This is a genomic window from Streptosporangium sp. NPDC002524 (assembly GCF_040295985.1).
GTDB lineage: Bacteria > Actinomycetota > Actinomycetes > Streptosporangiales > Streptosporangiaceae > Streptosporangium.
In genome coordinates this window covers 96,177-122,592 of record NZ_JBEOWK010000016.1, presented here as the reverse complement: position 1 = coordinate 122,592, position 26,416 = coordinate 96,177, and the positions used below count along the sequence as shown (strand labels likewise).

Genomic DNA, 26,416 nt, shown 5'->3' with positions numbered 1-26,416 from the left:
GAACGGCTAGAGCCGGACTCAAGCGTCACTACAGGAGGTTCACCGCGGGAGCGTCATCACAGGCAGGCGACCGGGAACGGGAAGAACACGCCGCCCCCCGGCGGAGCACGGCCACCCGGCGCGGGGGAGGCGAGGGGTCGGGAAGGACGGCCGACGCGTGCGAGAAGTCAAGGATCAGGAAGGACGGCCGACGTGTAGGAGAAGTCAAGGGTCAGGAAGGACGGCCGACGCGTGCGAGAGGCCAAGGGTCAGGAAGGACGGCCGACATGTGCGAGAGGCCGAGGGTCAGGAAAGGCAGCCGACGTGCGCGAGGGCCTGCTTCAGCAGGACGCCCTGCCCGCCGAGCATCTCCTGCTGCACCAGCGGTGACGAGGCCTCCTCGGGGGTGAACCAGACGAGGTCGAGGGCGTCCTGCCGGGGGCGGCAGTCACCCGCGACCGGGACCACGTAGGCCAGGGACACCGCGTGCTGCCGGGGGTCGTGGTAGGGGGTGACGCCGTGGGTCGGGAAGTACTCGGCGATGGTGAACGGCTGCGGGGAGGCGGGGACGCGGGGCAGCGCCGTCGGGCCGAGGTCCTTCTCCAGGTGGCGCATGAGCGCGTCACGGACCCGCTCGTGGTGAAGCACGCGGCCGGAGACGAGGGCGCGGCTGACCGCTCCGTCGGCTCCGATGCGCAGCAGCAGGCCGATATGCGTGACCACTCCCGTCTCGTCGACCCGTACCGGCACGGCGTCGATGTAGAGGATCGGCATCCGCGCGCGGGCCGACTCCAGTTCTTCGGGAGAGAGCCAACCGGGCGTGGTTTCGGTCATTTCGGTCATTGACCGATCGTACTTCGCGGTCGGCTCGGAAACGCGGTCCGGGCCGCCAACCGGCTCGTCGAAAGCCGCGCGGCACCTCCCCGGGAGCCCTCGGCCGGGTTTCCGAGGCCCGCCCGAGCGGCCCGATCCCGCGGGCCGCGCCGAACGTCATGGAGCCGAACGTCATGGACAGGGGCCGGCGAACCGCCGTCGCGGCGATTCGCCGGCCCCTGTCCCGCTACACGGAGGAATCCGCTTCACCCCCGGCCCAAAGGCACCTCCGGCCCGAAGGCACCTCCGGCCCGAAGGCACCTCCGGCCCGAAGGCACTCCCGGCCCGAAGGCACTCCCGGCCCGAAGGCACTCCCGGCCCGAAGGCCGAGCGGGCCTCAGGGCCGTTCGATGCCGAGGCCGCGGGCCTCAGGACCGTTCGACGCCGAAGACGCGGGCCTCAGGGCCGTTCGGCGACGAAGCCGCCGAACGGCCAGAACTCGAGGTCGCTCTCGCCCGGGAGCGCCCGGAACGAGGGGAACCCGGCGTCGGTCAGCGAGTGCGCCCACTCCTGCTGGGTGAGGTAGCCGACGTTGACGCGGCGCGGGGGGTCCAGGACCGCCCGGTTGTAGCTGTGCAGGCTGGTCTGCAGGACCTCGCAGGGGAAGAACATGCCGGGCCGCGTGCGGTTGCCCGAGGTGAAGGTGAGCCAGCCGCCCGGCTTCAGGATGCGGTGGCAGGCGCGCAGCACCTCGTGGAGGTTCTCGACGTCGTGCAGGACGTTCTCCAGGATGATCAGGTCGGCCGAGCCGTCCCGCAGATAGGGCACGTCGTCGTAGGAGTCCAGGTCGTCGAGGTCGACCCGGTCGAAGGAGGTGACGGCGAGCAGCTCCGGCGCCTCCTCCTGGAGCATCTGCCGGGCACCGCGCATGAGGTCGCGGCTGATGTCGGTGAAGCCGTAGTGCCGGATCGCCCTGGCCCGCTCCCGGAAGCCGTCGATCTGCAGGGCGGCACGGACGGTGGCCCCGACTCCGGCGCCGCCCTCGAACACCACGATGGGGTCGCCCGCGCGCAGGCGCTGGTCCAGTACGCGGGCCACGAGGCTGTTGCAGGTCTGCTTGGGCGCCACGTCCACCATGAGGTACTGCCAGATGCGCCAGGTCTCCTCGACGCCGATCCGCTCCTCCATCGCGGCCAGCCCGTCGCGGCCCCGCAGGACCTCCCCGGCCACCGACTCGACGGCGCGCAGCGCGACCATGGTGGCCGTGTCCGGCGACGACACCCCGGCGAGATACGCGCCCTCGCGGGTCCCCGCGCGCTCCACCAGCTCGGCGGTGGGACGGTAGACGTAGCCGTCGCGGACCAGGTCGCCGCGGTCGGCGAGATACTCGATCAGGCGCTTGCGGAAGAAGTGCGGCTGCCGCTCCGACCCGGTCGACGGCGGCGGCGCCTCCGGGTCGTGCACGGCCTCGCCCGTCGCGAAGATGTGCTTCATGGCGATGCGCGACAGCACCAGCGCGGCCTCGTACCTGATGCGTTCGAGCTTGACCGTGTACTCGGGTGTGCAGATATCGCTGATGTCGATCGCCGCGATGTCGGCGCGCGTCGCTTCCTGGATCTGCTGCGTCATGACGTGACCTCCGTGTTTCTCGATCCGAGCCACTTCACGACGGTGTCGACGACCGCGCCGGGCCGGTACGCCCAGCGGAAGTGGTGTGTCTTTTCCAACCCGACGTCCTCGGGTGAAATCTCCGCCCATGTGACCCTGGCCGACCGGAGCTTGGCGGCGAGATGCTCCGAACAGGACTCGGGAACGTAGCGGTCCCCGGGAAGGACGACGAACAGCGCGGGAACCGTGGAGCGGGCCAGGGCCGCCTCGTAGTCGACCCGGCTGCCGTGGACGAGGTAGGAGCCGTGCACGGCGTCGTGCATCCAGTCGCGGACCACGCCTCGGGCCTCCGTGCCCGCGAAGGGCAGCCAGCCGGGCAGGTAGCCGTGCAGCGCGGTGGTGATCCGGATGATCTGCAGGCCCAGGAACCTGGCCGGCCTGCGGATCCCGGCCACGCGGCCGTACCAGCTCGTCCCGGTGGCGACGAGCACGACGGCGGCCACGTGCGGCGACGTCGCGGCGTGCAGCACGCTCAGGTGACCGCCGAGGCTGTGCCCGAACAGCGTGACCCGCTCGGTGCCGAACTCCCGGCGCAGCGCGTCGACGATCTCCGGCAACTCGGTTTCGAGCATCTCCGCGTAGCCGAACGTGGTCGAGCGCGACGGGCGGACCGAGCTGCCGCCGTTGCCGCGCAGGTCGGCCAGCACCGCGGTGTACCCGCGCGCGGCGAGCTCGGTGGCGACCGCCGTGTAATAGCTCGCCCGCACGCCCATGGCGGGCAGGCAGAGCACGACCGGCGCGTCCTTCCCGGCGGCCCGGAAGACCACGAGCTCGCTCGTGTTGCCGTCGGTGAAGCTCACCCGGAGGCGCTGCGGTATCCGCCGATGATCGGTCATGGTCATCTCAGGGGCACCTCGATGTCGGAGAAGAGCCTTCGCTCGTCGTGGTCGAGCTCGACGCGGTCCATCGCCCGCCGGCGCGGGCCGGTGTCCGCGGGCTGGGGGTCGCCCAGCCGTACGGCGATCCGGCGCAGGCACAGCAGCAGCCAGGCCCCGGTGGCGTGGAAGTCGTCGCGGTGCCGCCCGCGCAGCCAGGCCGAGGCGCAGGCCGCAGCGGCGTCCAGGTGGGCGTCGCCGGGCGGGGCGATCTCGGCCAGGCGATCGAGCAGCTCCAGCAGGCGGGGGGCGTACGGTCCCGGCAGGCCCTCCTCGCGGACGAGGGCGCGGACCCGCGCGAGGGTGTCACCGTCGTCGGCGCCCTCCGGCACGTGCTCCCCCAGCCACGCCAGCTCGGGCGGGACCAGGACGAACGGGTCGGGCGGCAGCTCGTCCGGCGGCGCGGCGGGCGGGAGGTCCCCGAAGTCCGACAGGGCCGTCACCACGGCCACGTCGCGGCGCATCTTCTCCACGATGCCGTGCCAGTGCTCGGTCGAGCAGTACGCCCGCGCGCCCAGCACGATCGCCAGGGACTCCACGCCGTCGCCGGCCAGCTCCGGGACCAGGTCGCCGACCCGGGCCGAGGCCGCGGGAAAGCGGTGCGGGTCCGTGCGCGCGACGCGGCACAGCTCGTGGCAGACGGCCTCGCCGATGAGCAGATCCGCGTAGACGTCGGTCAGGCGGACGGCGACCGGTTCGAGCTCCAGGATCGGCGCGCCGTACAGCCGCCGGGATCGCGTGAACGCCACGACCGCGCGCAGGCAGGTGTCCAGCCCGCCGAGGGCCAGGCCGGCGACCACCAGCCGCGCCACCGGCAGGGTCCGCGCGGTGGTCTCCAGTCCTTCCCCCGGCGGGCCCACCATCTCGGCCGGGCCCGCGGGGAAACCCGACAGGGTGAGGCGGCCGAGCGCCGAACCGCGCAGGCCGTGCGTCTCGTACGCGGGGTCCGACCGCCAGTGCCCGCCGCGGTCCGCCTCCCGCAGCAGCAGGAACGCGGTGACGCCGGTGCCGGTACGGGCGAGCAGGGTCGTGCCCGCCGCGTGCCCGTCGTGGCCGACGAGCGTGGTCCTGCCGCTCAGGCTCCACCCGGGCCCCGCCCCGGCCAGGGACTCGGCCAGAGAGTCGGTCCGGGGGGCAGCAATGACGTCCGCGCCGTCCATGCCGTCCGAGCCGTCCGCGCCCTGCTCCGTCTCGCCCAGCGGCAGCCCCAGCAACTCGTGCCGGCGCAGCAGCGCGGCGACCGCCTGGCGCTGCGCGGGCGTGCCGCGCTGCCAGACGGGCAGACCGGCCAGGAAGCCGGCCGCGATCACCGACGCCGCCGTGAGGTCGCGCCGCGCCAGGACGCGGAACAGGGCGAGGCAGTGGTCCAGGGACCGCAGCCGCCCGCCCGAGGCGGCGGGGGTCAGATACTCGCCGAGCCCCCACGAGAACGCCGCGTCACGGAGGTGCTGGGGGAACCTGCCCTCCCTGTCGGTCGTGACGGCCGCGCGGAAGGAGGCGGGATTGCGTTCGTCCATGGGGTCGCCGAGAGCCCGGTCGAGCCGAGCGGCCGTGCCGAGGGCGGCCTCGATGGTCTGGTCCATGTCCCCACCCCTTCAAACCGGCCGTGACAGCGACAGCGCCGAGTGGTCCGCGTGGCGCGCAGCGAGATCCTGGAACAGGCTCTCGGCTGTCTCACGCCGCAGGGGCGCACCGGGACGCAACAGCGACTCCACACCCGCCGCGAGCCAGTGCGCGGGCTCCGACCGGGCGAGGCAGACCGCGGCGAAGGTGCGCGCGTACAGCTCGCCGACCGCCTGCCCGTCCTCGGATCGCGGGTCCACGTCCCGGCGCGCGTCCGCGAGCAGGTCGCGGCCCGCCTGCCGGAGCAGCGCGGCGGCCCGCGCGGATCCCGCCCCGCGCTCCAGGCCGGCGCAGGCGCCGTCCAGACCGGCGATGACGGGGTCGAGGTCGGTCGCCGTGCCCAGCGTCGCGAGCCCCGAGGGGTACGGCCGGGGAGTGAAAGACGGCCGGAACACCTCGTCGGTCGCGCGCGGGTCGGCCCCCGGCTCGGTCAGGCACGACACCTGGGCCGCCAGCGAGCTGAGCACGACCGGCTCGCTGCCGTCGAACAGGCTGAAGAGCCGCGCGTCGCGTACGAGCTTGTCGTAGACGCCGTACCAGTGGTCCTGGCGCAGCAGGTAGCGCGCCCCGAGTACACCGGCCAGCCGGCGCAACCGCTGCTCGGCGAGGTGCGGCACGAGATACTTGGCGACCGCCGAGGCGATGGGGGCCAGGGCGGGCAGGTGCTGCAGGATCCGCACGCAGCAGGTGGCCAGCGTCTCGGCCACGCGCAGGTCCAGGTCGGCGGCGGCGAGCTCCGCCCGGACGCGCGGCAGGTCGATCGCCCGTCCCTGCCGTACGCGACGGTAACGCAGGGCGTCGAACGCGCAGCTCAGCCCGGTGTCGAACGCGCCCAGGCTGAGGCCCGGCACCAGCGTGCGGATGGTGATCAGGGAGCGGATCGTGAGATCCAGCCCGCGGCCGGGCCGCCCCAGGACGGCCGACGACGGCACGAACGCGTCCAGGAACCGCATCCCCGAGATGTCCGCGCCCCTGATCCCGTGCGTGTTGATCCTCGGCAGCAGCTCGTAGCTGCCGGCCGGCAGCCGTTCCATGTCCACCAGCAGCAGGGTCAGCGAGCGCAGCCCGGTCATGGACGGCTCGCGTACGAGCAGGCAGACGAACCGGGCCAGCCGGATGTTGTTGATCACCCACTTGGCGCCGTCGAGCACGTACCCGCCGCTCACGCGCCGCGCGGTGAGGTCGCTCGACAGCAGGTCGGCGCCCTTGTCGAACTCGGTCAGCGCCAGCGACATCCACTGGCCGCGCAGGACGGCGTCGGCGTAGTCCCGCTGCTGTTCTGGCGTCCCCGCGAGCCACACCGGCGTGCCGGACGCCCACGGGGAGTTCGCGATCACGGCCACGGTCGGGTCGCGGCGCGCCACCACCCTGCCCAGGGCCAGCAACTCCTCCAGGGACGTCAACCGGCCGCCGAGCGAGGCGGGGACCAGATGGGCCGGGTAGCCCCACGACCGCAGCCGGTCCAGCGAGCCGTGCGGCCAGCGGTCGGCGTGGTCGCCCGCCATCGCGGCACCGAACGTGAGGGGGCCGGTGGGCCGGTGCGGGTCGCCGAGGGCCAGTTCGAGCTCCTCGGCGGCGGGGAAGCGGTTCACGCGGCACTCCTGACGCGCTCTTCCGCGGTCACGTGCTCCAGGACCCGGTCGAGCGTCCCGGCGAGCAGGCGGTCGCGCATGAGCAGGCGCTGGAACTTGCCGCTGGTGGTGCGCAGCAGCCCGCCCCTGCCCAGGAGTACGACGTCGACGGAGGCGCCGCCCAGTTCCCCGGCCGCCGCCGCCCTGAGGTCGGAGACGAGCCGCCCGTGGGGCGGCCGCGCGGTGGCGGCCTCGGCCAGCACCGCGATGCGCTCGGGCCGGCCGGCGCCGTGGTCAGCCGGCAGCACGACCGCGACGGCCCGCCCGCCGTACAGTCCCGCCACGTGGCGGACCCTGGCCTCGACGTCCTCCGGGTAGTAGTTGCGCCCGCCGATGATGATCATTTCCTTGCGCCGTCCCGTGACGTACAGCGCCGAGCCGGCCAGGTAGCCGAGGTCGCCCGTGGGGCACCAGCCCCCGGCGGGGAAGGGCTCCTGCCCGTGGTAGCCGCGCGTCACCGGCTCGCCGCGGACCTCGATGTCGCCGACGACCCTCTCGCCCGCCTCGACGCCGTCCTTGACGATCCGCACCTCGACGCCGGGCACGGGCACACCGCAGCTCACGATGCCGCGCGCCGCGAGGGCGCCCCGCTCGGCGGGCCCGGCCCACCCCGCGTTGTTGAGCAGGTCGCGATCGACCCAGTCGACCCCGGCCTCCTGCCCGACGGGGGTGAAGGTGACGGCGAGGGTGGCCTCGGCCAGGCCGTAGCACGGGGTCATGGCGCGGGGGTCGAGCCCGGCGGGCGCGAAGCGCTCCTGGAAGGAGGCGATCAGCTCGGGGGCGATCGGCTCGGCGCCGTTGAGCATGACCCGCACCGCGGACAGGTCGAGGTCCGGAACGTCCTCCGGGGGGACGCAATCGAGCAGGTGGCCGTAGCCGAAGGCCGGGCCCAGGTAGATGGTGGCGCGCAGGTCGCAGAACCGGCGCAGCCAGTCGTCCGGCCGCTTGATGAAGTCCTGCGGCGCGGACACGTGGACCGAGATGCCCGCGCCGATCGCCGCCAGCGTGGAGAACAGCCCCATGTCGTGGGAGAGCGGCAGCCAGTGGCAGGTCACGTCGCCGGCTCGCGCGTCGACCCCGCGCTGGATGGCGCGCAGCCCGGCCAGCACGTTGCGATGGGTCAGCGCGACGCCGCGGGGCGCCGAGGTGCTGCCGGAGGTGTACTGGATCAGCGCGAGGTCGTCCTCCCCGGCCCGCGGCGGCTCCAGGACGCCGTCGTCCTGGAGCAGGTGGGCGTACGGGCCGACGAGATGGGAGAGCGGCACGACCCGCAGGCCGGGCATCAGCTCGGCGAGGGGCTCGGCGTACGGGTCGTCGATGACGGCGAACCGCGCGCCGCTGTCGGCCAGCACGTGCCGCATCCGGGACAGGAACGCCTTGGTGAACCCGGTGGAGACGGCGAGGGGGACCAGCACCGCGCCCGCGAGCGCGACGCCGCCGGTGACCCGCAGGAAGTCCACCGGCGACTGCAGGAGAACGGCCACCGGTGTGGCGGGCTCCACGCCGAGGTTCCGCAGCCGCCCGGCCGCGAGGCGGCCGTCGCGGACCAGCTCGTGGAAGGTCAGGTTCTGGCCGGGGAAGAAGGTGCCGACGACCTGACCGGGGTGTGACCCGGCCGCGTGGACGAACATCTCGCCCAGCGTCCGCACCCCCGCCGGGACGAGCGCGTTCAAGCGACCTTCTCCTGTTCCTGCACGCACAACCGGTAGACCTCGTCGGCCACCTCGCTCAGGGTGCCGGTGCGGAACAACACCTCGTTGTCGAACTCGATGCCGAACGTGCGCTCGATCCGCCCGGCGATCCGCAGCAGCTTGATGGACTCGACGAGGCTGAGGTCGGTGATCCTGGCGTCGTCGGTGATGGTGCTCTCGGGAATCTGGAGTACGCGCGCCACGATGCCTTTCAGGGCGTGGGAAACGGCCTGGTGCGTGAGCTGGCTTGCCATTGATAACCCCATTTCAAGTGCTATGCGGTTGAGCGAGGCAAACGTAACCAGAGAATTGCGGCACTCCAACCCCTAACAAACACCGCCCCCTACGCACCCCTCCCGCCACCTACGCGAACGCCTGCCCCGAAATGGCCGTAGGGGTGACCGCCAGGGCGCTGTCCCACCGCCCTCGTTGCTCCGGACCGGGGGAAGGGTGGGCCGGAGCAGGGTGGCTCCCCGCGGGCACCCGCGGTTTCGCGCCTGCTCCGACACGGGTCTGGTGGGGGTCCGGCACGGGTCCGGCGCAGGTCCGGCGTAGGTCCGGCACGAGGCCGGCACAGGTCTAGTGCGGGCCCGGCATGTCATCGAGCTTCGAGCCGCGCGCGACGCCCGCCCTTCTCCCCGCCGGACCTTCCCGGAGGGCGACGGCTCGCGGGACGGAGGGCCGAAGCGTTTTCGCGTGGCGGCAACGCGGTCCTCCGAACGACACTGAACATCCCTGTATCGAAGCCCGAATTGCGATATCGCTCCCCGGTGAACTGAATTCGATAAACAAATTCCGAACCGCTGGCCGACTCCGCCCATATGGCGACCGACAATTGACCACTGGGTGGCTCGCGAACGTACGACAAAGGCATGCGAAAGGCCGCAAAGATCGTTCAGGTCCTTGGTTTCATCCTGGGGCCTACCTGATCATCCGTGCTGTCGCGGGTGAGGTTCTCCTGAGCCGTACGTCACAGCCGCCGTGCGACGACCTTCCCGCCCCGGCCTCACATCACCGCTGCAGAACATCTCTCGGTACGCGCACCTCTGACCCGCTGTGGCCCCCGACCGGAATTGGTTTCGCCGTGTTCGCGATTTCCTCTCGGTGAGCCTCTCGAGGGGCATGCGACATCACCCCCACGAGGGGTCGCAACCGAGGCCACCGCGTGGCGCGCCGGCGTGCCCGCCGCTACGCGGTCAACGTCACCACCAGGAACACCGCCCCCATCACCAGCGAAAACGACCTCCAAGGCCCTGCACGACGGGGCCGGCGCTGAGGACGACCGGGGCCGGTAGCCGAAGCCCTCGTCCCCGGGTGGCGGTGCGGCCCCACTGCGGCGGGCGATGGTCGAGTGCGGCGGGCGATGCGGCGGGCGATGCGGCGGGCGGCCCGATTCCCGCTGTCGCTCGGAACCGGTGTCCACGCCGCACGCCCGGACGACATGCGGTGGGAGGGTCGTGCGGCGGCGCACCGCGCCGCCGCCTTGATACCCGTCAGAACAAATTCGGCGGTGCGATCGACAGCGCGTCGGGCTACTGCTCGGGGCCGTCAACGGCCATGCCGAAGACCGGGGCGCGGGGCGCTACGGTGCGGGGACCTCGCGGACCAGCTTCGAGGACCAGGGGCACCAGACCAGGCCGGGCAGGAACGCGCCACCCGCCTCGTCCAGGTGTTCTTCGACGTAGGGGAGGGTGGCGTCGCACACCTCGATGGCGTAGTCGAAGAAGTCGATCGTGTCGGGGTTGTAGTGGAAGCTCCACCGGGGGTTGTAGGGGGCGGCCCGCTTGATGATCCTGCCGAGGACATGGGGCCTTTCGGTGGTCGTGCCACTCAGCAGGTCCCGGGCGTGCTGGATCTTGGCGGGGTCGGTGAGTTTGAGGATGGCGGTGGCTCGGGTGACGTCGGTGAACTCGAAGTAGGCGTCCGGGGCGCTGGTGGTGCGATGGGTCGTGTCGGCCTGCTGGGCCGCGGCGGGAGTGGTGAGGGCGAGCATCGCGACCGCTGCGAGGGTGGCGACTTTGGGGGTGATACGTCGCATGGGTGTCTCCGGTACGTGAGGGCTGGGTCGGTTGTCCACAGCCATTCGTCACGTATGGTAATCACATCACTACACAGAGTGTCCAGTGCTTCGCCCCCAGGTTGCGTTGCCAAGCACGACGGGAAGCGGCGCCGACAGCGAGACGCCGTAAGCGAGACGCCGGTAACGGTTAGGCCCGGCCGGATGGTTGTCCTGGGTGTTCGCCCGATGGCCGAGTCCCGCCAGGACGATCCTGCCGACGACAAAGGCACCTCTTTCTTGGAAGGCGCCTTGGTGGTCGGGCGGAGACGGTTGATCCGGGCTCAGGGCGGGCTGTCCCAGGTCATCGAGCGACGCGCCGCACTTCCGGCACTTTTGTGCCCGTCGAGTCGCGAACCTCTGACCGCGGTTCGGGCGCCTCCCAGGCCGGGGCGGGGTCGGCTCGCCGAACTCATGGACCAGGTATGGGTCGTGCGGCCACTGTCCTACCGCCCCAAGGACGCCGCCCTGGGACGGCTGACGGTAACCGGCCGGTCGTAACCGCGACTGGGCAGACCTCTCGATCATGACAAAAGCGGGAGCCTGCCCGGTTCGTTGGGGCGGGGCACCCGGGACTCGACCCCAGAACCTGCGGACTAAAAATGGATGGTGCTTATTGGCATTCGCAGCGCTTTAACCTGGCATTTCGGATGCCTTCTCGCTCTTGTCCAACAAAGGCGATCCGTGCACGGTCCGGATCACGACATTCCGCCCGCTAGCTGCGGCCTTCGGTAACTCCCGATGTTTTCGCCGCGCCGTCAGGATGGGCTGTGACCGATCACGTCACCCAGTGGGCCAGAACTGAGAACTGAGGAATGAAGTCCCACCCGTCGATCGCCCCGATCACCCTCGGAGCTCAGCCGTCATGAGGCGACCATGAGTGGCCGGTCGAAATGCTTTGTTACTCAGAGTAGTCAAGATATAACTTACGGCGAAGATGCTCGATCAGACCTACCACGAGGAGTTCGCCATGTTCCCCGCTGTCCGGCATGCCGTTCTGGCCGTAGCCACAGCCACAGCTACAGCCGCAGCCGCCTTCGCTTTCGCGCCCTCCGCCCACGCCGCCGCGCCCGCCCCGCAGGACACCTGCCAAAACGGACCTTTCGAGAGCAACACCGAACGCGAAATCGTGGGCACCCACTGTCGCACCAACGACAACGGCGTTGCGAATCAAGTCTCCTTCTCCATCGTCGGGAGCACCTACACCTGCGACACGGTCGACCGCATGAGCCCCGGCGCGGACGGGTCGTTCGCGGTGATCGGCAATGCGTGCGAGAGGATCTAGGGCACGGCCACGCACCGAACATCCCGCATTCTCTTGATGCGGGATCCACTGATCTTCGATCCCGCCGTTCGTGAAATATGTCCGCGACTCGGCGCTCATCGGACACAGTAATCAGTGATGACGTGAAAAAGGCACGGTTCCTTCGATGAGCAAATGGCGTCAGATGCCGCTGATCTTCAGGAATCGTGCCCTTCATTGGTAGGGCGGGGAGTGAATCTCGGTCAGGTGGCGGTGCGGCGCGCTGGTCGGGTGCGGCGCGGGCCGTACGGCGGCGCGCCACGTCGCCGTCTCGATACCCATAAGAACAATTCGGCGGTGATCGCGGTACGACTGTGATGGTCAGCAGCATCCGGAGTTCGCGCTGACGGTGACCGGCTGGGCCTGCTCGGCGGTCTCGTCGGCGCTCTGGTCGGTTGCCCGCCCGCAGACGCAGGGCGCCTCCTGGGTTTCAGGGGTGGTGGACTTGCCGAGGGTGTCGGCATCGGCCTTGACGACATAGACCTCCCAGGGCTCGGCGCCGGGGCCGTGGACCCAGACCTTGTCCTGCAGGGCATAGCAGCACGAGGTGTCGTTCTCCTCGAAGGTGGCGAGTCCGGCGTCTTTGAGCCGCCGGGTTGCCGCGGTCACGTCGCCGGTGTCGTCGACCTCGACACCGAGGTGGTCTAGGCGGGTGTCGTGGCCTTCCTCGCCTTCGATCAAGACCAGCTTCAGCGGGGGCTCGGCAACGGCGAAGTTGGCATAGCCGGGGCGGCGCTTGGCCGGTTCGGTGCCGAACAGCTTGGAGTAGAAGGCGATCGAGCCTTCCAGGTCGGCGACGCGTAGGGCGAGCTGGACTCGGGACATGGCGGTCTCCCATTCCGGACGGTCTTGTATCGATGAGTGTCGATACAAGGGAGATTGTCATCTGATTAGATATCCGTCAATATAGGCACATGTCGAAACAGGTGTTGCCGGTTCTTCAGCCTGATCAGGCGTGCTGCGCGCCGATGACCCGCGAACCCTTGGGCGAAGCGGACGCAACCGACGTGGCGCGGATGTTCAAGGCGCTGTCTGATCCGGTCCGGCTGCGGCTGCTGTCGCTGATCGCCTCCCACGAGGGCGGCGAAGCATGCGTGTGTGACCTGATCGGCCCGTTCGACGTGTCCCAGCCGACGATCTCCCACCATCTGAAGGTGCTGCGAGAGGCCGGACTGGTCGGCTCGGAGCGGCGCGGTACCTGGGTGTACTACTGGGTGCAGCCCGTCGCGCTGAACCGCCTGTCGGCCCTGCTCCAGGCCCCTGTCGCGACGCGAGTCGGCGCATGAGCGCTGCCGTCGTCCCGCTGGGGCGACGCGTAGCCACCGAAGCGATCGGCACTGCGGCGCTGGTCGCCGTGGTGGTCGGCTCGGGCGTCCAAGCCGCCCGGCTCACCCAAGCCTGAACCGCGCCGGGTTTTGCGGAGACTCCGACGAGGCGGCGGGCCGGATAGGGCGAGCGCTGTGGGACGGCTGACGGCAACGGGCCGGTCATAACCGCAACTGAAAATGCAACCGGGCAGACTTCCCGATCATGGCAAAAGGGGAGTCTGCCCAGTTGGTTGGGGTAGGGCGCCTGGGACTCGAACCCAGAACCTACGGATTAAAAGTCCGCAGCTCTAACCATTGAGCTAACGCCCCGCAGGTGACAGCGTACCGAGGATAGTGTCCACTAACGTCCGTCGCCAGGCCCATTCATGGTCATCTGTTTGCGGAACGGCCGGTGGGAGGCGGGAGCGGCTCCTAGAGTGGCAGGCATGACGAGCTCGGGGCTTGAGCCCGCCCTCACCTCTCCTGTCTCCACGCGCCCAGGGTATGTCGTGGTCGATGTGGAGACCACAGGTTTCTCGCCGTCGAGGGGCGACCGGATCTGCGAGATCGCGCTCGTCTCGCTGGACGCCCGGGGTGAGACCGTCGACGAGTGGCACTCGCTGGTCGACCCCCGGCGCGGCACCGGGGCCGTCCACGTCCACGGCATCACCAACGCGATGGTCCAGGGCGCCCCGGTGATCGAGGAGTTGCTGGACGACATCTGGCAGCGGGTCGCCGGCCGGGTCCTGGTGGCCCACAACGCCTCCTTCGACCTGCGCTTCCTCCGGAGCCTCCCGGGCAGCGAGTGGGTGAGCGAGACCCTGTGCACGCAGCGGCTGGCACCCGCCTTCATCCCCGACGGCAGGTGGACGCTCGCCGCGTGCTGCGAGCGCGCCGGCATCCCGCTCTTCGGCGCGCACGCCGCGCTGGCCGACGCCCGCGCCAGCGCCGAGCTGCTCCGCTTCTACCTGCGTGCGGGCGTCTCCTGGGAGGAGGAGCTCGGCAGGGCGGCACAGACCCCCGAGTGGCGTCCCTCCGGGCTGCCCCAGCGGCACCCCCGTCGGCGATAGGTCCCGGAGGAGATCCCCCAGCGGTGTCTTCGCCGCCATGAGTCCCTGGGGATTCTCCGGCGCCGCCCCGTCGCCGGTGAGTCCCGAAGGAGGCCCTCGCCGGTGAGTCCCGGAGGCGACCCCCGCCGATGAGTCCCCGGGAAGATCGGCGGGGAGGGAGAGGGAAGAGGGTCAGCGGTAGGCGGGGATGCCGGTGAGGGCCTCGCCGAGTACGAGTGTGTGGATCTCCTCCGTCCCCTCGTACGTCAGGACGCTCTCCAGGTTGTTCATGTGCCGGATCACCGGATACTCCAGCGTGATGCCGTTGCCGCCCAGGATGGAGCGTGCCTGGCGGGCGATGTCCAGGGCGGCGCGGACGTTGGCGAGCTTGCCGAAGCTGACCTGGCGCGGGGTGAGGGTCCCGGCGTCCTTGAGGCGGCCCAGGTGGAGGGCGGTGAGCTGTGACTGCCCCAGGCCGACGTACATCCAGGCGAGTTTCTCCTGGGTCAGCTGGAAGCCGCCGATGGGCCTGCCGAACTGGACGCGGGAGGTGGAGTAGTCGACGGCCGACTCCAGGCAGGCGCGGGCGGCGCCCACCACCCCCCACACGATGCCGAAACGGGCCTCCGACAGGCACGACAGCGGGCCCTTCAGGCCGCGCACCCCGGGCAGCGCGGCGGACGCGGGCAGCCGGACGTCGTCGAAGTACAGCGAGGAGGTCACCGAGGCCCGCAGGGACATCTTCCGGTGGATCTCCGGGGCGGTGAGGCCCGGGGTGTCCGTGGGCACCACGAAGCCGCGGACGCCGTCCTCGGTCTGCGCCCAGACCACGGCGACGTCGGCGATGGAGCCGTTGGTGATCCACATCTTGGAGCCGTTGAGGACCCAGTCGCCCGAGGGGTCCTGCTTGGCGTGGGTGCGCATGCCCGCGGGGTCGGAGCCCTGGTCGGGCTCGGTCAGGCCGAAGCAGCCGATCACCTCGCCCGCGGCCATCCGGGGGAGCCACTCGTCCTTCTGCTCCTCGGAGCCGTACTTCCAGATCGGGAACATCGCGAGCGAGCCCTGCACGGACACGAACGACCGCAGCCCGGAGTCCCCCGCCTCCAGCTCGCGGCACGCCACGCCGTACGAGACGGCGTCGAGGCCCGCGCAGCCGTACCCCTCCAGGTGCATGCCCAGCACGCCGAGCGCGCCGAGGGCCGGGGCGAGCTCGCGGGCGGGGAAGGCCGCCTCCTCGAACCAGTCGCCGACGTGGGGGAGGATCCGGTCCGCGACGAGGTCCCGTACGGTGTCGCGGATGAGGCGCTGCTCCTCGGAGAGCGTGTCGTCGATGCGCAGGAGATCGTCCATGAGATTCCCTCTCTCTTCGGCCCTGTCAGGGTATTACCGGTACGGGTGGGACGGAGGTCAGGGTCACGTTCGGCCGGGGGCGGGGTGTATGTCAGGGTCGTGCCAGGGGGAATCCCGATGTGAGGAACGTCCCCCCTCGGGCAGTCTGAGGACATGAACGAAAACGACTTCACCGGTGTCAAGAGACTCCAGCGGACCAGGGACGGGCGCATCGTCGCGGGCGTGGCCTCCGGCCTCGGACGCTACGTGGGGGTGGACCCCAACATCATCCGGGCGGCCCTCGCCATCGCCACCTTCTTCGGTGGCCTCGGGGTGGCCGTCTACGCGATCGGCTGGGTGCTCCTGCCCGACGAGAACAAGGACAGGTCGGTCCTGCAGGACGTGATCGACAAGAACAAGGACAACCCGATCTGGGTGGACGCCAGGACCAAGGCCGAGCAGAGCTGGGCCAAGGCCACCAGCAAGGCCGCCGGCAAGGTCGCCGGCCAGGACCGCGCGCCGTACCAGCCGGCCCCGGAGTACCCCACCACCACCCACGAGGCCCCCTTCCCGCCCGCCCCGCCCGTCGCCCCCCACGCCCCGTACGGCACGGCGCCGCGGCAGGACGACGACACCCGCCCCCAGGTGTGAGTCAGGAGGTCGCCTCCGCGCGAACCCTCTCGATGATCTCCCTGCGGGAACCCCTCCAGAGCACGGCCAGCGCGGCCGCCAGAGCGAGCCCGGTCGCGCCGGCCAGTGCGACCACCGTCTCTGGGCCGAGACGGTCGGCCGCGGCACCGCCGATCAGGATGCCGACGCCCTGGGAGGCGAGCAGGCCCGACTGGACCAGGCCGAAGGCCTGTCCCCGCTGCTCGGCGGGGACGCACTGCACGAAGGCGGCGTTGGCCGCGAGCTGGTAGGCCCCGCCCAGGCCGGACACGAACCACAGCAGCAGCACCACAGGAAGCGGTGGCTGCGCGGCGCACAGGATCAGCGGCGCGCAGGTCAGCATCGCCATCCAGCCCATCGACCGCAGCCGGTTCGATGGGCTGACGTAGCGGCTGTACAGGAACGCGCCGACGACCGTACCGGTGGGCATCGCGCCCATCAGCAGGCCGGTGACGAGCGAGAGCTCCTGGGGATTCCCGGTCAGCTCGTCGGCGTACGGGGTCGCGATCCCCTCGGGCAGCACGTAGAAGCCACAGAGCCAGGCGAAGAGCACCAGCGTACGCAGCCGGGGGTCGCCGAAGACCAGCCTGGCGCCGGCGCGGGTCATCGTCCACATGGAGGGACGGTTCTCGTCGGCGGGGATGGGGGCGGGACGCCGCCGTACCCCCGAGACGATGATGAGCGCGGAGGCGAGGAAGGTCGCCGCGTCCAGCGCGAGCGCGCGGTACGGGCCCATTCCCATGATCAGGACGCCGCCGACGGCGAAGCCGAGCATCTGCGCGCCCTGGTTGGTCATGTTCTGCAGGGCCGAGCCCGCCACGTAGCGGTCGCCCTCCAGCAGCTCCGGCAGCAGGGCCGCCCGCGCGGCGGAGAACGGCGCGCTGAGCAGTACGACGCAGAAGACCAGCACGCACAGCGCGGTGAACGAGACGCCGGGAACCGCCATGATCGCGACCAGCAGGGCCCGGAGCAGGTCGCAGGCGATCATGATGCGCCGGCGGGCGTGGCGGTCGGCGAGCCCGGCGAGGAGCGGTCCGCCGATGATCGGCGGCAGGTAGGTCAGGGCGTAGACCGACGCCGTCGCCAGGGGCGAGTCCGTCCGCTCGAAGACCAGGACGGACAGCGCCACCCGGGAGAGCTGGTCGCCCAGGAGGGAAAGCCCCTGGCCGAGCCAGAGCGCGCGGAACTCCCTGATGGCGATGACCTCGCCGTAGGTCGCTTGGCGTTCCGCCGGACGGCGATGCCGCCCGGGTAGTCGGCCGGACTTGGTCGCCGCCATAGGACTCCGCTGAGCTCGCAGGCACACTGACTGTGGGTGTTCACTGTGTAACCTACGGTGCCTGCTGCAGGGCCGCCGCGCAACCGAAAGCAATCAAGCGCATGCAAACTGTAATGATAAGCGGCGACATTCCGGAAAGGAGGGCTTTGACGTGCCGTGCGGGCTTACTTGGGTTACTTACCAGCCCAGCTCGTGCAACCGGTCATCGTCGATGCCGAAATGGTGGGCGATCTCATGAACAACGGTTATCTGCACCTCTTCGATGACCTGGTCCTCGGTCTCGCAGATGGAACAGATGGGGTTGCGGTAGATCTCGATCCGGTCGGGTAACACTCCTGCGTACCACTCGCCCCGCTCGGTGAGCGGAATACCCGTGTAGAGGCCCAGGAGATCCGGTTCGGGGGGATCGTCGACGACGACGAGCACCACGTTGTCCATGACTTTCGTCAGCTCGGGGGGAATGGTGTCCAGAGCCTCGGCCACGAGTTCCTCGAACTTCTCCCGCGAGATCTCGATCACACCCGTCATTCTGCCCCGTGATCCCGGGTAGAGGTGGAGGCGCATGAAATTCGCTGATTGGACCCAGGGAGCCCGTCGTGCCGCCCGTCGTGTCGTCACCGGGCGAATCGCCCGCGGCCTGGTCGTCGCCGCCGTCGCCCTGGCCGGTGCCTGGCTCGGCATCATGCTGGGCGGGGCCGTACGGTCCAACGTCGGCCCGGTGGAGCTCGGCATGTCGGCCGAGCCCTCGTGGGCCGGGGAGACCGTCGTCGACGCTCACCCTTTCGGCACACTCCTGTTCGACACCCATGACGCCCCGGTCAGCCTCCGGGTGACCCTGGAGAACATCAACCCCGACCGGGCCCGCGGATTCCTGGACGACCCGAGGTTCTCCGCCGACCGGCTCCCCGCGCTCCTGGAGGAGGAGCTGGGCGCCGGGGTCAGGACGCTGATCCTGCGCGCCGCGCTCTGCGGCCTGACGGGCGCCCTGGTCACCTCCCTGATCGTCTTCCGCCGGCCGGGACCGGCCCTGGCGGGCCTGCTGGGCGTCACCGTCGCGATCGCCGGTACGGGTGCCGCGATCGCCCTGACCTTCCGGCCGGACTCCGTGGTGGAACCCAAGTACACCGGCCTGCTGGCCGGCGCGCCGTCCCTCGTCGGCGACGCCGAGTCGATCGTGACCAGGTTCGAGTCCTACCGGGTCCAGCTCGCCAAGCTCGTCAACAACGTCTCCCAGCTCTACGACGTCGTCTCCGCCCTGCCGGTCTACGACGCCGACCCCACCTCCATCCGGGTGCTGCACGTCTCCGACATCCACCTCAGCCCCATCGCCTGGAACCTCATCCGCTCGGTCACCGCCCAGTTCAAGATCGACGCGATCATCGACACCGGCGACCTGACCGACCACGGCACCGGGCCCGAGGACAGGTTCACCGAGGAGATCGGCACCTTCGGCGTCCCGTACGTCTTCGTCAGGGGCAACCACGACTCCGTGACCACCCAGCGGGCCGTGGCCAGGCAGAAGGGCGCGGTCGTCCTCGACGGCGAGACCAAGACCGTGGCGGGGCTGCGGATCTACGGCATGGGCGACCCCCGGTTCACCCCGGACAAATCCGTCTCCGTCGACTCCAACCTCGAATCGCTCGCGGCCCTGGGCCGTTCGCGCGCCGCCGAGCTGGCGAAGCTGCCCAAGCAGGTCGACCTGGTCGCCGTCCACGACCCGACGATCGCCGGGGGCTTCTCCGGCGCGGTCCCGATGGTCCTCACCGGCCACTCCCACCAGCGATCCACCGAACTGCTGCCCTCCGGCACCCGCGTCCTGGTCCAGGGATCCACCGGCGGGGCCGGTCTCCGCGCCCTGGAACACGACGAGCCCACCCCCGTCGAGGCCTCCGTTCTGTACTTCGACGCCGACACGCACCGCCTGCGGGCCTGGGACGACATCACCCTGGGAGGGCTCGGCGAGCAGTCGGTTCAGATCCAGCGTCACGTTGAGACCGACCCTGGCCGTACAATTTCTCCTGTGCCGACGATCGCCCCGTCTCCGACGGGGTCGGTCACCGTCACACCGACGCCGTAGGCCGCAAACCGCTTTGGCATCGGGGGCAAAAGTCCCCTATGCTTCAGAGGTCTCCAGCGGAAGACGGCGACGGAACGAGACGAGAGTCTCGAGCCCCCATCGTCTAGTGGCCTAGGACACCGCCCTTTCAAGGCGGCGACACGGGTTCGAATCCCGTTGGGGGCACGGCCGAGCCAAGGCTCGCCAGGGAAACGGCAGGTCGAAGACCTCCGGAAAACTGGTAGGCTAAGCGAGGCAAGAACGACCGGGACAAAAGCCCCGGAAGCAAGGTCCTGTAGAGCAGTTTGGAGTGCTCGCCACCCTGTCAAGGTGGAGGTCGCGGGTTCAAGTCCCGTCAGGACCGCTCTGGTAGGTGTTCGATCCACCACCGAGGTCAGGTAGCTCAGTCGGTACGAGCGTCCGCCTGAAAAGCGGAAGGTCGGCGGTTCGACCCCGCCCCTGACCACCAACTAAGTACCTGTACAAACGCCCCGAGCCACTTATGGCCGGGGCGCTTTTTGTTGTGCTTGACGACAACGCGCTTTTCATTGAGGGAGCAAATAATGGGCTGGCGGCTCCTGCGACGTCGGCAGGCGCATCCGTCGGCTCAGACCGCGGTGCGCTATCTGATGGGCCGAGGGTTCATGGAGATACGCGCCACGACGCACATCGTGCGCCGGGAGTTGCAGGATGGTGAGAAGCTCAGTAGCCCGCTCAGCCGCATCGACCGCATAAGGATGATCGCTAACATCTGCCACAACCTTCCGGGCGACTTCAGGCCGGGAAGTGATCGGGAGCGAGAGCGGCGAGCGGTTGAGAGTCTGAGATTCCACTTGCGGAAGCTTGAGCCTGATGATCATGGGGCTCAATGGGTGCGCACAAAGTTAGATGATCTTCGATATGACTATCTTCCCCTCCTCCCAGAGGACGTAAGGGCACGGCTCATGCAACAGTGAACGCCCGGAACGGATAGTTCCAGGCGTTTCTGTAACCCTTCCCAAAGAGTGCGCGTGCTTTTTCTACACTCCCACTCGGTCGGCGAGTTCCCGCAGCTCAGGCGAGGGCGGGTCTTGCATGGTCAGCAAATCGGACACCAGCCGGTAGGTGATTCGGTGGTTCCTTATCTGCTCCGGTGTGATGGCCTCGGCCTCCAGCAGTGCGGATACGGCCTCTTCGACCTGTCGACGCTGGGCGTGCGCGCGGGCAAGGTCTATTTGGAGCCGAGCGCGCCGCTCACTCGAAAGCGGCGAGGTGTCGACCGCCGTCCCGACTCGGAGCGCGTGACCGGCGTCTCCCAGCTCGACCGCCACCGCCACCTCGTGAAGCGCGACGTTGGCCGGACCGAACTCGGTGTTGTAGTCGTTGCGCCCCTCTTCCATCCGCTCCGCGACCTCGCGAGCCCGCGCCAGGTGCTGGTACGCGGTGTCCGCTTCGTTCAGCCGGGAAGCGGCCACGGCCCGCTGCAGGGTAAGTCCGCCCCACAGCGACATGGCCTCGGGCTTGCCCTCGTCGACCATGAACCACAGCGCCTCGGCGGCAGTACGAGCCGTCTCCTCCGCCTGGTCGAAGTGGCGCGCGCCCAGGAAGACGAAGCCGAGCCGGAAGGCGCCGGCCGCCATCATCAGCGGGTTGCCCGCCCGTTCCGCGGCGACGATCGCCCGATCAGCGGCGATCCACGCGGCCTCGGGCTCACCGAGCTTGGCGAGCGCCGCCGAGCACGCCTGGTAGGTCACCGCGAGCAGTTCGAACAGCTCTGCCCGCCGCTCCTCGGGAGCCGATCGAGCGGCGGTCTCCAGTGCGGGTATCAGACCCCGCAGCAGGTCGGCCAGCTCCACATACCGGCTCTCATGTGTCAGCTCCCAGGCTCGGTCGACCCGCGGCTGGATCTCCGACGTGGCTGGGACCGGTGCCGAGTGCAGCATGGCGCGCAAGGAGTGAGCCCCCGACAGCACCAGGCGCAGACCGGCCGTTCCCGGGATCTCTTCAGCGGAGGCGGCGACCACCGGTGCCTCTGCGGCCAGCTCTGACAGCGGGATGTCGAGAGCCTCGGCGACCTTCTCCAGGACCGACATGCGATCGACCTTGCGAACCCCGCGCTCCACCTGCGAGATCCACGCCACCGACCGATCGACCAGCCGCGCCAGCTCCGGCTGTGACAGGCCGCGCCGCTTGCGTTCCTGGGCGATGCGCCGCCCCAGGGCTCTCTGATATTCGGTGCTCACCCCGCCGTTCCCTTACCGGTCTGGAGGGTCAGCCAGTCGACCTCGGTCGAGGCCAGCAGTACTTCCCGGGCGGCCAGGAACCGCCGGGTGTGCTCCTGCTCCTCGTGGGTGTCGAAGGCCGCACGGTCCCGGTAGAGCTCGTAGAAGATCCGCTGGAGCGGCTGGCCGTCGACCCGGTGCGATGCGTACACCAGCGTCCCCGACTCACCGTCGCGGATCTTCTCGATGGTCTCGCCGACCAGCTGATCGAACGCCTCGGCGGTTGCCTCGTCCTTGCAGGTGAATCGGACCATCAGACCGAACATGGGTGTCCTCCTTCGTCGGAGCCTCTACGAGATCAGTACTTATTGTGCGGTGCAAGTACCCCAAGTGGCTTGCACTATAAGTACTGTACTCGTACTTTAAGTATCAGTCACATGGTGAGTTGCCCCTGACCTGCTTGATCGCGAGGTGAGCCGACGATGACCCCACCCTCAGACAGCTGTGAAGGCGCTGGAAGATGGCACCGGACCTTTCCCGGAGAGAAGGAACAGGTGCGCGCGGCCCGCCGCTTCGTGAAGGCTCACCTCCCCGACCACCCGGACGCCGAACTCATCGCCAGCGAACTGGCGACCAACGCCGTCGAGCACACGCGTACGGGACAACCGAGCGGACTCTTCACCGCGATCGTCAAGCGCCATCCCGACGGCACTGCCTACATAGAGATCGCCGACCAGGGCGGCCCCGCCGCGTTCGGCCTCCCCACCCCCAACCGCGAAGGCGGACGAGGGCTCTACCTCGTGACCGCTCTCACCAGCGCATGGGGAGTCAAGGGCGACGCCGCCGGCCGAACGGTATGGGTCGAGCTACCCCCGCCCTCTCCATGAGCACCGCGCCCCCAGCGCTACGCGCTCTCCGCGAGCGGTTCCCCGCCTGGGCGTTCCTCTGCAACCCGTTCGCGTACCGGTGGTTCGCCCTCCAGGGCCGTAAGACCACGCTCACCGCCGACACCGCCGAGGAACTCGCCGCCCGCGTCGAGCGCTTCCAGTCACGCCGCCCCATGACCAGACCTCAACCGCGGCGATGACCCGTATCCCTCACGCGATCACACCGGCCTGCCCGATCGAGTGCCTCAAGCCCGTGCTGTCCGCCAGGGCCTACAACCCGCTCACCCAAGCATGCGGTGCTCCGTTCGACCGGCCCGACACGGTCGCAGACGTGATCACGCTGTTGCGCACACGCCAGCTCGACCAGATCTGGGGCCTGGGGCCACGGCGTATCGGCGAGATTGAAGTAGCCCTGGTGTTCGTCGGCTTGACCCGCGACCACGGCGGCCCGCTCAGCGGCAACCTGTGAAGCAGCAGGTGAGACCGTCGCGAGCCACTATGCGTTCAAGGCCATCGAAGTTCGCCTGCTTCGGATGAGAACTTTCTCTACGTCTTTAAAGGCGATCCGCCTTCGGCGTATCGCCGCGCGTAGGCGGTCGCTGGCCGCGCTGCGGCTCTTCGGCCGGTCGCGACCAGCGCCGCCCACGCACTTTCGATCGCTAGGCGACAACCTTGTGAGATAAGGAAGCTTCTCGTCGGTGTCGTCATGGTGGCGGCCGTGACGATCGCTCACTTCGGCGCTAGCCGTAGCCGGTCGGGGCGATCGGCTGCCGCGGCCCTCCTTCGTCGAGCCTTGCCACTGGATGACGCAGAGTAGATCGAAGTTGACGCTTTGCCGGTGTTGGCTGGGTTTGGTAATTAGAGTCGTTCATGGTGATGGATGGCCATGAGGAATGCCATCAAGGGGCGTCATGGCGTGTAGGGAGGGATGAAGAGCATGAGCGGGGATCTGGTGAGCCTGGTCCAGGAGGTGTCGCCGTATGCCACAGCGGCGGTCGCTGCCTATGGTGGCGCGGTGCTGGCCAGGGCCAATGAGGAGGCTGCTGATGCCACGGTCGGATGGGGACGTGCGCTGCTACAACGCATCTTTGGCGTAACTCCCGAGGGGAAAGAGGTACCCGAGGCAGTGGCGGAGCTGGCCGCTGATCCGGCCAATGAGGATCTTCAGGCGGTATTGCGGGTACAGATCAAAAAACTTCTGACGGCTGATCCGGAGCTAGCAGCTCAGGTGCGGGCCCTGCTGGAGCAGGCTGAGGCCGCCACCGTCCGCACTTTCACCACCACGGTCACCGCATCAGGAAAGGGAGCGGTAGCAGCCGGGCGCGATATCACCGGCTCGGTTACCACAGGCGATCAGTCTCCCATCACTCCTGCTTGATATGCCGAAGACCCCACCGGAACTTGCGATCACCGCATCAGGAACGAAGGCAGTGGCCGCAGGAGGTGACATCGGTCCGACCACTACCGGGGATCATTCGCCGATCTATGCGCCCCGTCTGGAGCCGGGCAGTCTGCTTCCCGCTCGGCAGGTCCATGTCCGGCCACACGAGCCGGTACGCCGCATGGAGGCGCCGCGGGCCTGGCAATTTGTCGGCCGTGGACAGGCACTGGAACGACTGCAGGGGATGCTGACCGGTGAGGGGGCGCCGGTGGTGGTACGCCAGGTGCTGTACGGCATGGGTGGGGTGGGCAAATCCGAGCTGGTCCGCCAGTACGCCCACATCTACCAGGATCGCTACCCGGTGGCGTGGTGGATTACCGCCGACTCTCCACGCAATCTGCACCAGGGCCTGGCCGCCCTGGCCACGGCGCTCCATCCACCGGTCGGCCTGATTGGCGACGTCGAGCAAGCTGCCACCTGGGCGATGGACTGGCTACAGGCCCACCCCGGCTGGCTGGTGGTGCTGGACAACGTCGAAGATCCCGACGACATCCGGCCGCACTTGAACCGGCTATCAGCTGGCCACCTGGTGATCACCACCCGGCGAGATGTCTATTGGCAGGGCTTGACCTCCGTGGCGCTGCCTGTGCTGGACAGCGTGTCGGCGCTGGATCTGATGCGCGTGATCATCGAGCAGTCCCAGCTGCTCAGTCATGATCAAATGGTCGACCTGGAGACCATCGCGGCCGAGCTGGGGTATCTGCCGCTGGCGCTGGAGCAGGCGGCGGCCTACATGCACCAGCAACGCTGTAGCCCTACCCGCTACCTGCGGCAGTTGCGCGAGGAGCCCGCGCAGACGCACGCGCGATTCCCGCACGGCGGCGAGGCTGAGCGAATCATGGCTCGACTGTGGCACCATCACCTGACAGCACTACAAGGCCATGACCAACGCGCCGGCCTGGCCACCGAACATCTTCTGCGGGTGCTGGCCTGTTATGCCCCCGATGACATTCCTCGCCTCCTGCTTGACGTCCTCCCACCCGGCGATCACCGGGATGAGGTCACGGAAAACGGCGAGGAAGGGTGGGATGAGGCGTTGGGAGTACTGGCCTCCTACAGCATGATCACCCGGTTTGGAGTGGACGAGGCTGAGACGATCAGCATGCACCGACTGTTCCAATCCGTGATCCTCCATGGCCTGGACTACGACGATCTCCGCCAGCACGTCGCCCGCCGCGCTGCCCTGACATGGATGTATCGGGCGCTACCTTCCGATCCGGACTCTAACGTCAGTGGTTGGCCGATCTGGCGCGATCTGATGCCCCACATCGATGCTCTGACCTCCTGCCACCGGCACAGAGCCGAACCTATCGAACTCGGCCTCATCCTCAACCAGGCCACCATCTTCACTCGGGTGCAAGGTCAGCATCAACGAGCCCACGATCTCGCCCAGCGGGCGCTAGCGATCGCCGAGACCGTCTACGGCCTCAACCATCCCGCCGTGGCCGCTTTGCTGGGGAATCTCGCGGGTAGCTTCCGTGATTTGGGGCGGCCGGGGGAGGCGGTGCCGTTGGAGCAGCGGGCGTTGGCCATCACCGAGGCCGCCTACGGTTCCGACCATCCCGATGTTGCCACCTTGCTGGGGAATCTCGCGGGCAGCTTCCGTGCTCTGGGGCGGCCGGGGGAGGCGGTGCTGTTGGAGCAGCGGGCGTTGGCCATCTCCGAGGCCGCCTACGGTTCCGACCATCCCGACGTCGCCACCCGGTTGAGCAACCTCGCGGCCAGCTCCCGTGTTCTAGGGCGGCCGGATGAGGCAGTGCGGCTGTTCGAACGGGCGTTGGCCATCACCGAGGCCGCCTACGGCCCCGACCATCCCACCGTCGCCACCCGGCTGGGGAACCTCGCGGACAGCTTCCGTACTTTAGGGCGGCCGGGGGAGGCGGTGCCCTTGGAGCAGCGGGCGTTGGCCATCTCCGAGGCCGCCTACGGTCCCGATCATCCCGACGTCGCTATCCGGCTGGGGAACCTCGCGGACAGCTTTCTTGCTCTGGGGCGGCCGGGTGAGGGGGTGCCGCTGTTTGAGCGGGCGTTGGCCATCTCCGAGGCCGCCTACGGTCCCGATCATCCCGACGTCGCTATCCGGCTGGGGAACCTCGCGGGTAGCCTCCGTGATCTGGGGCGGCCGGGGGAGGCGGTGCCGTTGGAGCAGCGGGCGTTGGCCATCGCCGAGATCGCTCATGGTTCCAATCATCCCGATGTTGCCACCTTGCTGGGGAATCTCGCGGGTAGCTTCCGTGATTTGGGGCGGCTGGGGGAGGCGGTGCCGTTGGAGCAGCGGGCGTTGGCCATCGCCGAGACTGCTTACGGTCCTGATCATCCCGATGTTGCTATCCGGTTGAGTAACCTCGCGGGCAGCTTCCATGTTCTGGGGCGGCCAGGTGAGGGGGTGCCGCTGTTGGAGCGGGCGTTGGCCATCTCCGAGGCCGCCTACGGTCCCGACCATCCCACCGTCGCCACCCGGTTGGGGAATCTCGCGGCCAGCTTTCTTGCTCTGGGGCGGCCGGGTGAGGGGGTGCCGCTGTTGGAGCGGGCGTTGGCCATCTCCGAGGCCGCCTACGT

The 26,416-nt window shown here is 69.3% G+C and carries 24 protein-coding genes and 4 tRNA genes; 13 read left to right on the top strand and 15 right to left on the bottom strand.

Translation table 11 applies throughout. The features are described 5' to 3' along the window. Positions 1–285 precede the first annotated feature (285 nt). The 8 genes from ABT053_RS26735 to ABT053_RS26700 form a co-directional block, all read right to left on the bottom strand. Positions 286–822 (bottom strand): NUDIX hydrolase family protein, encoded by a 537-nt coding sequence (locus tag ABT053_RS26735; protein ID WP_350972346.1) that lies wholly within the window; start codon positions 820–822, stop codon positions 286–288. Between the two features lie 429 nt (positions 823–1,251). Then, complete coding sequence (locus ABT053_RS26730; RefSeq protein ID WP_350972344.1) at positions 1,252–2,421, bottom strand: class I SAM-dependent methyltransferase; 1,170 nt, start codon at positions 2,419–2,421, stop codon at positions 1,252–1,254. Then, positions 2,418–3,302, bottom strand: coding sequence for an alpha/beta hydrolase family protein (locus tag ABT053_RS26725; RefSeq protein ID WP_350972342.1), 885 nt, complete (start codon positions 3,300–3,302; stop codon positions 2,418–2,420). Before ABT053_RS26725 ends, ABT053_RS26730 begins: the two co-directional genes overlap by 4 nt. Beyond that, positions 3,299–4,918 carry an acyl-CoA dehydrogenase family protein gene (locus ABT053_RS26720; protein ID WP_350972340.1) on the bottom strand — a complete coding sequence of 540 codons (1,620 nt, stop codon included), beginning with the start codon at positions 4,916–4,918 and terminating at the stop codon, positions 3,299–3,301. Before ABT053_RS26720 ends, ABT053_RS26725 begins: the two co-directional genes overlap by 4 nt. A 12-nt stretch (positions 4,919–4,930) precedes the next feature. Next, positions 4,931–6,550, bottom strand: a complete 1,620-nt coding sequence (locus ABT053_RS26715) for an acyl-CoA dehydrogenase family protein (protein WP_350972338.1) — start codon at positions 6,548–6,550, stop codon at positions 4,931–4,933. Next, a complete protein-coding gene (locus ABT053_RS26710) occupies positions 6,547–8,262 on the bottom strand; it encodes an AMP-binding protein (protein ID WP_350972337.1) in 1,716 nt (571 codons plus the stop codon). Before ABT053_RS26710 ends, ABT053_RS26715 begins: the two co-directional genes overlap by 4 nt. Next, positions 8,259–8,534 (bottom strand): acyl carrier protein, encoded by a 276-nt coding sequence (locus tag ABT053_RS26705; RefSeq protein ID WP_350972335.1) that lies wholly within the window; start codon positions 8,532–8,534, stop codon positions 8,259–8,261. The genes ABT053_RS26710 and ABT053_RS26705 overlap by 4 nt, the downstream gene beginning before the upstream one ends. 1,328 nt (positions 8,535–9,862) lie before the next feature. Then, positions 9,863–10,318 (bottom strand): BP74-related protein, encoded by a 456-nt coding sequence (locus ABT053_RS26700; protein ID WP_350972334.1) that lies wholly within the window; start codon positions 10,316–10,318, stop codon positions 9,863–9,865. Between the two features lie 955 nt (positions 10,319–11,273). On the opposite strand from ABT053_RS26700, the gene ABT053_RS26695 reads away from it, so the two are divergent. Beyond that, on the top strand, positions 11,274–11,621 hold the full coding sequence (locus ABT053_RS26695) for a hypothetical protein (RefSeq protein WP_350972333.1): 348 nt from the start codon (positions 11,274–11,276) through the stop codon (positions 11,619–11,621). A 339-nt stretch (positions 11,622–11,960) separates the two neighbouring features. Here the strand turns inward: ABT053_RS26695 and ABT053_RS26690 are convergent, their stop codons facing one another. Next, positions 11,961–12,464, bottom strand: a complete 504-nt coding sequence (locus tag ABT053_RS26690) for an ArsI/CadI family heavy metal resistance metalloenzyme (protein ID WP_350972331.1) — start codon at positions 12,462–12,464, stop codon at positions 11,961–11,963. Positions 12,465–12,553: 89 nt separating this feature from the next. Between ABT053_RS26690 and ABT053_RS26685 the strand changes: the two genes are divergently transcribed. Continuing rightward, positions 12,554–12,925, top strand: a complete 372-nt coding sequence (locus tag ABT053_RS26685; RefSeq protein WP_350972329.1) for an ArsR/SmtB family transcription factor — start codon at positions 12,554–12,556, stop codon at positions 12,923–12,925. Between the two features lie 278 nt (positions 12,926–13,203). Here the strand turns inward: ABT053_RS26685 and ABT053_RS26680 are convergent. Further along, a tRNA-Lys gene (locus ABT053_RS26680) sits at positions 13,204–13,276 on the bottom strand. A gap of 116 nt (positions 13,277–13,392) precedes the next feature. Between ABT053_RS26680 and ABT053_RS26675 the strand changes: the two genes are divergently transcribed. Then, entirely contained in the window at positions 13,393–14,016 is a 624-nt protein-coding gene (locus tag ABT053_RS26675) for a 3'-5' exonuclease (RefSeq protein ID WP_350972328.1), read from the top strand. A gap of 171 nt (positions 14,017–14,187) precedes the next feature. Here the strand turns inward: ABT053_RS26675 and ABT053_RS26670 are convergent, their stop codons facing one another. Beyond that, complete coding sequence (locus ABT053_RS26670) at positions 14,188–15,345, bottom strand: acyl-CoA dehydrogenase family protein (RefSeq protein WP_350972326.1); 1,158 nt, start codon at positions 15,343–15,345, stop codon at positions 14,188–14,190. A gap of 153 nt (positions 15,346–15,498) precedes the next feature. Between ABT053_RS26670 and ABT053_RS26665 the strand changes: the two genes are divergently transcribed. Further along, positions 15,499–15,975 carry a PspC domain-containing protein gene (locus tag ABT053_RS26665; RefSeq protein WP_350972325.1) on the top strand — a complete coding sequence of 159 codons (477 nt, stop codon included), beginning with the start codon at positions 15,499–15,501 and terminating at the stop codon, positions 15,973–15,975. 1 nt (position 15,976) lies between these two features. Here the strand turns inward: ABT053_RS26665 and ABT053_RS26660 are convergent, their stop codons facing one another. Both ABT053_RS26660 and ABT053_RS26655 read right to left on the bottom strand, forming a co-directional pair. Then, a complete protein-coding gene (locus tag ABT053_RS26660; protein WP_350972322.1) occupies positions 15,977–17,272 on the bottom strand; it encodes an MFS transporter in 1,296 nt (431 codons plus the stop codon). 177 nt (positions 17,273–17,449) lie between these two features. Beyond that, positions 17,450–17,800 (bottom strand): metallopeptidase family protein, encoded by a 351-nt coding sequence (locus ABT053_RS26655; protein WP_350972320.1) that lies wholly within the window; start codon positions 17,798–17,800, stop codon positions 17,450–17,452. 34 nt (positions 17,801–17,834) lie between these two features. Here ABT053_RS26655 and ABT053_RS26650 point away from each other — a divergent pair, with 34 nt between their 5' ends. From ABT053_RS26650 to ABT053_RS26635, 4 genes are all read left to right on the top strand, one after another. Further along, entirely contained in the window at positions 17,835–19,349 is a 1,515-nt protein-coding gene (locus tag ABT053_RS26650; protein ID WP_350972319.1) for a metallophosphoesterase family protein, read from the top strand. A 92-nt stretch (positions 19,350–19,441) separates the two neighbouring features. Then, positions 19,442–19,514: transfer RNA gene (locus ABT053_RS26645), tRNA-Glu, on the top strand. A gap of 103 nt (positions 19,515–19,617) precedes the next feature. After that, positions 19,618–19,692 (top strand) — tRNA-Asp (locus ABT053_RS26640). A gap of 28 nt (positions 19,693–19,720) precedes the next feature. Then, positions 19,721–19,797 (top strand) — tRNA-Phe (locus ABT053_RS26635). A gap of 550 nt (positions 19,798–20,347) precedes the next feature. Here the strand turns inward: ABT053_RS26635 and ABT053_RS26630 are convergent. Both ABT053_RS26630 and ABT053_RS26625 read right to left on the bottom strand, forming a co-directional pair. Further along, positions 20,348–21,550 carry a helix-turn-helix domain-containing protein gene (locus tag ABT053_RS26630; protein WP_350972317.1) on the bottom strand — a complete coding sequence of 401 codons (1,203 nt, stop codon included), beginning with the start codon at positions 21,548–21,550 and terminating at the stop codon, positions 20,348–20,350. After that, a complete protein-coding gene (locus tag ABT053_RS26625) occupies positions 21,547–21,855 on the bottom strand; it encodes a putative quinol monooxygenase (protein ID WP_350972316.1) in 309 nt (102 codons plus the stop codon). Before ABT053_RS26625 ends, ABT053_RS26630 begins: the two co-directional genes overlap by 4 nt. Before the next feature lie 156 nt (positions 21,856–22,011). On the opposite strand from ABT053_RS26625, the gene ABT053_RS26620 reads away from it, so the two are divergent. The 5 genes from ABT053_RS26620 to fxsT all read left to right on the top strand — a co-directional run. Next, positions 22,012–22,416: an ATP-binding protein gene (locus ABT053_RS26620; RefSeq protein ID WP_350972314.1), complete on the top strand. Its 405-nt coding sequence runs from the start codon at positions 22,012–22,014 to the stop codon at positions 22,414–22,416. Then, entirely contained in the window at positions 22,413–22,616 is a 204-nt protein-coding gene (locus ABT053_RS26615) for a hypothetical protein (protein ID WP_350972313.1), read from the top strand. The genes ABT053_RS26620 and ABT053_RS26615 overlap by 4 nt, the downstream gene beginning before the upstream one ends. Next, the gene (locus tag ABT053_RS26610; RefSeq protein WP_350972311.1) at positions 22,613–22,885 is read left to right on the top strand and encodes a hypothetical protein; all 273 of its coding nucleotides are present in this window, start codon (positions 22,613–22,615) and stop codon (positions 22,883–22,885) included. The genes ABT053_RS26615 and ABT053_RS26610 overlap by 4 nt, the downstream gene beginning before the upstream one ends. A 468-nt stretch (positions 22,886–23,353) precedes the next feature. After that, positions 23,354–23,794 (top strand): hypothetical protein, encoded by a 441-nt coding sequence (locus tag ABT053_RS26605; RefSeq protein ID WP_350972309.1) that lies wholly within the window; start codon positions 23,354–23,356, stop codon positions 23,792–23,794. Between the two features lies 1 nt (position 23,795). Next, positions 23,796–26,416 (top strand): FxSxx-COOH system tetratricopeptide repeat protein (gene fxsT, locus ABT053_RS26600; protein ID WP_350972307.1); only part of this gene is annotated, 2,621 nt, incomplete at its 3' end.